The organism is Kitasatospora sp. NPDC091257 (assembly GCF_044757675.1).
In the GTDB taxonomy this organism is placed as follows: Bacteria; Actinomycetota; Actinomycetes; order Streptomycetales; family Streptomycetaceae; genus Kitasatospora; species Kitasatospora lactacystinica.
The window spans coordinates 1-5644 of record NZ_JBIVVI010000572.1 but is presented as its reverse complement, the minus strand read 5'-3'; the positions used below and the strand labels follow the sequence as shown (position 1 = coordinate 5644).

Annotated in this window: 5 protein-coding genes and 1 pseudogene; 5 read left to right on the top strand and 1 reads right to left on the bottom strand. The window is 75.2% G+C overall.

The features are described 5' to 3' along the window. The 4 genes and pseudogenes from ACIQOV_RS24615 to ACIQOV_RS24600 all read left to right on the top strand — a co-directional run. Positions 1 to 457: pseudogene (locus ACIQOV_RS24615) on the top strand (glutamate--cysteine ligase); the annotation flags it as partial. Positions 458 to 611: 154 nt separating this feature from the next. Beyond that, the gene (locus ACIQOV_RS24610) at positions 612 to 869 is read left to right on the top strand and encodes a hypothetical protein (protein ID WP_401051812.1); all 258 of its coding nucleotides are present in this window, start codon (positions 612 to 614) and stop codon (positions 867 to 869) included. After that, a complete protein-coding gene (locus tag ACIQOV_RS24605) occupies positions 866 to 2071 on the top strand; it encodes an MFS transporter (RefSeq protein WP_401051810.1) in 1206 nt (401 codons plus the stop codon). Before ACIQOV_RS24610 ends, ACIQOV_RS24605 begins: the two co-directional genes overlap by 4 nt. A 139-nt stretch (positions 2072 to 2210) precedes the next feature. After that, positions 2211 to 2948 (top strand): class I SAM-dependent methyltransferase, encoded by a 738-nt coding sequence (locus ACIQOV_RS24600; RefSeq protein WP_401051808.1) that lies wholly within the window; start codon positions 2211 to 2213, stop codon positions 2946 to 2948. 21 nt (positions 2949 to 2969) lie between these two features. Here ACIQOV_RS24600 and ACIQOV_RS24595 read toward each other — a convergent pair whose 3' ends face one another. Further along, entirely contained in the window at positions 2970 to 4343 is a 1374-nt protein-coding gene (locus ACIQOV_RS24595) for an FAD-binding oxidoreductase (RefSeq protein ID WP_401051805.1), read from the bottom strand. Positions 4344 to 4671: 328 nt separating this feature from the next. Between ACIQOV_RS24595 and ACIQOV_RS24590 the strand changes: the two genes are divergently transcribed. Continuing rightward, positions 4672 to 5517: a ferritin-like domain-containing protein gene (locus ACIQOV_RS24590; RefSeq protein ID WP_380545078.1), complete on the top strand. Its 846-nt coding sequence runs from the start codon at positions 4672 to 4674 to the stop codon at positions 5515 to 5517. Positions 5518 to 5644 lie beyond the last annotated feature (127 nt).

Here is a 5644-nt window from a genome sequence, read left to right as displayed (position 1 = left end):
CCACCTCAACCAGCTCTGGACCAGCACCAGGGTCCGCGACACCCTGGAGCTGCGCGCCTCGGACGGCCCGCCGTACCCGTTCGTCCCGGCCGTCCCCGCGCTCTGGGCCGGGCTCAGCTACCACCCCGCCTCCCTCTCCGCCGCCTGGGAGCTGCTCGGCCGCTACACCCTGCACGACCACCGGGCGGCGCTCGCCGAGCTGCCCGCCCTCGGCCTGGCCACCCGCCTCGGCGGCGACCCGGTCCGCCCGCTGGCCGCCGAGCTGCTGCGGCTGGCCCGGGCCGGCCTCGCCGCCCGGATCGCGGCCGGCCTCGAACCGCCGCACGTGCTCGGGTACCTGGACCCGCTGGAGGAGATCCTCGCCACCGGACGGACCTTCGCCGAGCAGTGCCGCGAGCGCTGGCACGGGGACCTGCGCCGCGACCCGGCCCGCTACGTCGCCGCCTACCGGGTCTGACGCCCCGGCGGACCCCGCGGCGGACACCTCCGCGTCAGCAGTTCGTCAGCGCGGTGTCAGCAGCCCGTCAATCCGGCCCGCGGCGGCCGCGAACCGGCGGAAGCTGGACGGACCGCACCTGCACGACCCGCAGGTCCTCCCGGAGGTGAGCCGCATGTCCGTCCTCGCTGGGTTCCGTTCCGTCGTCCCCGACGTGCCCCGCCACGGCCACGGCCTGCGCACCGCCGTCGCGCGGGTGCTGGACCGGCTGGCCGCCAGCCCGCTCGACAACACCGTGCTCGGCGCGATCGGTACGCCCCGCCCGTCCGGCCCGCGCGCCCGGCGGTGGCCCGGCGCGGACCGCCATTCGGCGCAGCGCTCCCCCGCACGGCACGGCCCCGACCCGGGGTGCGCGCCTATGGTGGGCGAATGACCGATCGTCGGACCGCCCGGCCCGGCGTCGCCCGGGTGGGGTACCTCGTCGCCGCCGCCGCTTTCGCCGTCTGCATGGCGGGCACCACCCTGCCCACCCCGCTGTACGGGCTGTACCAGGAGAAGCTCGGCTTCTCCGAGCTGACGGTGACGGTCGTGTTCGCGGTGTACGCCTTCGGTGTCATCGGCGTCCTGCTGCTGATCGGCAACGTCTCGGACTCCGTCGGCCGCCGGCCCGTGCTGCTCTGCGGGCTGGTCTGCTCGGCGGCCAGCGCCGTGGTCTTCCTCACCGCGGACAGCGTCGCCCTGCTCTGCCTGGGCCGCCTGCTGTCCGGGTTCTCGGCCGGCCTGTTCACCGGCACCGGGACGGCGTACGTGCTGGAACTCGCCCCGCCCGGGCACCGGGCCCGCGCGGGCTTCGTCGCGACCGCCGCCAACATGGGCGGGCTCGGCTGCGGGCCACTGCTGTCGGGCGTGCTCTCGCAGTACGCACCCAACCCCCTGGTCCTGCCGTTCGTCGTGCACCTGGGGCTGCTCGCCGTCTCGTTCGCGCTCACCTGGCTGCTGCCCGAGACGGTCCCCGGGGCCCGCCCGCTGCGCACGGCCCGGCCCGACCGGCCGTCCCTGCCGCCGGAGGTCCGGCGGGTGTTCGTGCCGGCCGCGGTCGCCGCCTTCGCCGGCTTCTCCCTGCTGGGCCTGTTCACCTCGGTCAGCCCCGCCTTCCTCGCCGTCGACCTGGGGGTCCACAACCGCGCGGTGATCGGCCTGGTGGTCTTCACGGCCTTCTTCGCCTCCACCCTCGGCCAGCTCCTGGTGCCCCGGCTCGGCACCGCCCGGGCGATCCCGCTGGGCTGCCTGGTGCTGATCGCCGGGATGGCCCTGCTGGCCGCCTCGCTCGCCCGGGAGACCCTGCTCCCGCTGGTGCTCAGCGCCCTGGTGGGCGGCGCCGGGCAGGGCATGGGCCTGCGCGGGGCGGTGGGCGAGGTGGCCGCGGCCGCTCCCGCCGAGCACCGCGGCGGCGCCCTGTCGGCGCTGTTCGTGGTCGCCTACTTCGGCATCTCGGTCCCGGTCATCGGGGTGGGCCTGCTCACCGGACCGCTCGGCCTGGCCCAGGCGGGTCTGGTCTTCGCCGCCTGCATGGCCGTGCTCGCCGCCGCCTCCGGCGTCTACCTGCTGCGCCAGGCGCGCCGCGTCGGGAGCTGACCCCCGCGCGCCCCCGTACACGCCCGTCGCGCGCCGCCCGCGCACGCCCGCCGGGTGCCGCCCGCACCCGCTTGCCGCGCGGGCCGGGTGCCGATAGACACGAGCCAGACACCTTGCGTGACACCCGGAGGTCCCCGCCATGAGCGTGACGAGCCGCTACCTGGACGCCTGGGAGGGCTTCTGGCGCGATGCGCCCGGGGAACCGGGCGCGGTGATCTGGGACGCCGAACCGGCCCTCGGTGCCGAACGCCACCTCACACTGTTCCGCCCCCACCTGGCCGACCCCGCACTGCCCGTCGTCGACCTGGGCTGCGGCAACGGCACCCAGACCCGCTTCCTCGCCGAGCACGTCCCGCTCGCCCTCGGGGTCGACCTGTCCGCCGCCGCGGTGGACCGCGCCCGGCGCGGCGACCCCGCCGGGCGGGCCGAGTTCACCCGGTTGGACGCCACCGACGCCGAGGCCGTCCGGGCCCTCCACCGGCGCCTCGGCGACGCCAACGTGTACGTGCGCGGGGTGATCCACCAGAGCGAGCCGGCCGACCGCCAACGCGTGGCCGAAGGCATTCGCATCCTGCTCGGGGCCCGCGGCCGCGCCTTCGTGTTCGAGCTCGCCGAGGCGGCCAAGGGCGTGCTGGAGGCGCTGGTCCGCGGCCCGTCCGGCCCGCCCCCGAAGCTGCGCCCCGTGTTCGCCCACGGGCTCGCCCCGGCCGAGGTCGCCGACGCGGTCTTCCCCGAGCTGTTCCGCGCGGCCGGACTCGACGTCCTCGCCACCGGTGAACTGCCGCTGGCCACCACCGAGTCCACCCCCGACGGCGCCCGGATCGAGCTGCCCGCGCACTGGCTGGTCGCCGGGCCGCGCGGGTCCGCGCCGCTCTGAGCCCGGCGCGGCCGACCGGCCCTACTCGGGCCGGATGTTCAGGTTGCCGCGCAGGACGTTCGCCGGGTCGTAGGCCTTCTTCACGGCCGCGAGCCGGGCGTAGCGCTCCGGGCCGTAGATCTCCCGTGCCTTCCGGTCGCCCTCGCCCTGGACGTAGTTGGCGTACGCCCCGCCGGTGCCGAAGGCCTCCAGGCCCTCCACCGTCGCCCGCGACCAGGCGATGTGCTCCGCGTCCCGCGCCGGGTCGGTCCAGTGCGCCTCCGCCGTCACCTGGTAGGGCGCGGCGCGGCCGGGGAAGGCGGAGTCCTCCTCGGGGACGTCCGCGATGGCGCCGCGCAGGAACTCGAAGTCGATCGAGCAGAGCAGGGACGGGTTGGCCCTGGTCGCCTCGACCAGCCGGGCCACGGCCTCGGGCGAAAGATCCTGGAGGTAGCGGGACTTGACGAAGTAGCGGTCGCCCTTGGGCTCGCTGCTGTCGCCGAGCGCCTGCAGCTGCGGGTAGGTCATGGGGATGCTGACGCGGGCCGCGGGCCCGACCTCCCGGTAGAGCGCCTCGGTCCGCGCCCGGCCCTCCTCCGGGTCCCCGGTCCACACCGCCAGGAGCAGCAGCGCGTGCCGCCCCCGCAGGTGCTCCGGTATCCACTCCTGCTCGCCCGCGCGCTTCAGCCCGCCGACGACGTGCAGGCCGGCCGGCTGCCGCGCGGTGTACGCCCGGTAGGCGGCCAGGGCCTCGGGGACGTCGTCCAGCGCGTGGACGCCCATGCTGAAGAGCGCCGGTCCGACCGGGCGCAGCCGCAGCGTGAAGCGGGTGACCACGCCGAAGTTCCCGCCGCCGCCGCGCAGCGCCCAGAGCAGTTCGGGGTGGCTCTCCTCGGTGGCCTCGACCACCGAGCCGTCGGCGAGGACGACCTCGGCGGCGAGGATGTGGTCGCAGGTCAGGCCCCAGCGGCGGGCGAGCCAGCCGTATCCGCCGCCGAGGGCCAGTCCGCCCAGGCCGGTGTGGGAGATGACGCCGGCGGGGCAGGCCAGTTCGTACGGGGCGGTGGCCCGGTCGAGGTCGCCGAGCAGGCAGCCGCCCTGGGCCTCGGCGGTGCGGGCCCCCGGGTCGACGGTGACGGCGCGCATCGGCGACAGGTCGATCATCAGCGCGCCGTCGGCGACGGCGCTGCCGCCGACGTTGTGGCCGCCGCCGCGGACGGTGACGTCGAGGCCGTGGGCCGCCGCGTGGCGCAGCGCCTCGCTCACGTCCGCCGCGGTGCGGCAGCGGGCGATGCGGGCGGGGCGGCGGTCGTGCATCCCGTTCCACACCGCGCGCGCCTCGTCGTACCCGGCGTCGCCGGGGCTCAGCCAGTGCCCGGGCGGTGTCGCCCGTGGCAGAACGTCGTCCTCCGGCATGGCGGCACCCCCCGTGATCGATGCATGGCGTACACACGATAGGTGGCCCGTCGACACTGTGTGCGTGAAGATTTGATGATCCATCAGATTTCGGCCATCCTCCGTTCCGGGCCGAACCCTCCCGGACGGGTCACGCCGGCGACCCGGCCGGCCCCGATCGCCGCTGGTCAGCCTCGGACCGCCCGGCGGAGCGCTCAAGTCCCGCAGCCGACCGGGATCTTGGCGCATTTGCGGGGCCGGAGCGACGAAAGCGCTCGAACAACGGGGCCCGCCGTGTTTTGCTTCCCTGCACATGACATCGGTCGGCACGACGGCAACGGGGTGAGGGATGGCTGGGACCGAAGGCGCTCCGGACCGGCCGCGTCCGTCGGGCGTGGCCCGCTACCGCACCCGCGGCGTTCCCGGCCTGCACGACCGCTTCATCCGCGACGCCCGCTCGCACGACTGGGAGCCGGCCGAGGTGGTCCACCGGGCCCTGCGGGACCGGACCGCGACCGCCCAGCCCTCCGAGCTCTCCTGGCTGCTCGCGAGCGGCAGCACCTACGCCGAACAGGTCGGCATGGACGTGGCGGCCGGCCTGCTGCACGCCTGCCCCGAGGGCGACATGAAGCTGGTGCTGGCCACCGCGGTGGCCGACGAGGCCAAGCACTCGGCGGTCTTCCACCGCTACGCGCACGCCGTCGCCGGGTCGGTCAAGGATCCGGGCGACGCCGTCGAGGAGTTGTCGCGCGACCTGTGGTCCCTGGACGACTACACCGCCCGCTTCCTGGCCCACACCCTGGCCGAGGGCTTCGCCGCCGACGAGTTCCGCTGGTTCGACGAGGGCCTGCGCGAGGAGGGCCTGGGCGAGGTGTACCGGCTGGTGCGCCGCGACGAGTCCCGCCACGTCGCGCTCGGCATGGCCTACCTCACCCACGGCCCCGGCGCGGATCGACTGCGCCGCATGCCCGCCGAGTTGCTGCTCGCCGCCGAACAGGTGGTGCTGAAGCACAACGACGTGGACAAGCTGGCCTCGCTGGTGCACCGGCTGCTGCCCGGTACTCCGGCACCACGGGTCGCCGCCTGGCTACGGGCGCGACACGCCACCCGCATGCGGGTGCTCCTGAACGTCCGGGACGACCGGCAAGAACTGTCCCGGCGCCGAAAATCCACGCGAGAACACATGGAGGTGTGATGGAGATCAAGAAGGTTGCCGTCCGCGCTGAGACCAAGGCGGCCAACAAGTACAGCGTGAGCACACGTCGCGCGAGCAAGTAACGAACACTGGTTCATACCGAGGCGGCCGCACCCCCGGTGGTGCG

Bases quoted from the DNA above. Each gene is read 5' to 3' on its own strand.
- ACIQOV_RS24610 (WP_401051812.1), top strand. From the start codon at position 612: ATGTCCGTCCTCGCTGGGTTCCGTTCCGTCGTCCCCGACGTGCCCCGC.
- ACIQOV_RS24605 (WP_401051810.1), top strand. From the start codon at position 866: ATGACCGATCGTCGGACCGCCCGGCCCGGCGTCGCCCGGGTGGGGTAC.
- ACIQOV_RS24600 (WP_401051808.1), top strand. From the start codon at position 2,211: ATGAGCGTGACGAGCCGCTACCTGGACGCCTGGGAGGGCTTCTGGCGC.
- ACIQOV_RS24595 (WP_401051805.1), bottom strand. From the start codon at position 4,343: ATGCCGGAGGACGACGTTCTGCCACGGGCGACACCGCCCGGGCACTGG.
- ACIQOV_RS24590 (WP_380545078.1), top strand. From the start codon at position 4,672: ATGGCTGGGACCGAAGGCGCTCCGGACCGGCCGCGTCCGTCGGGCGTG.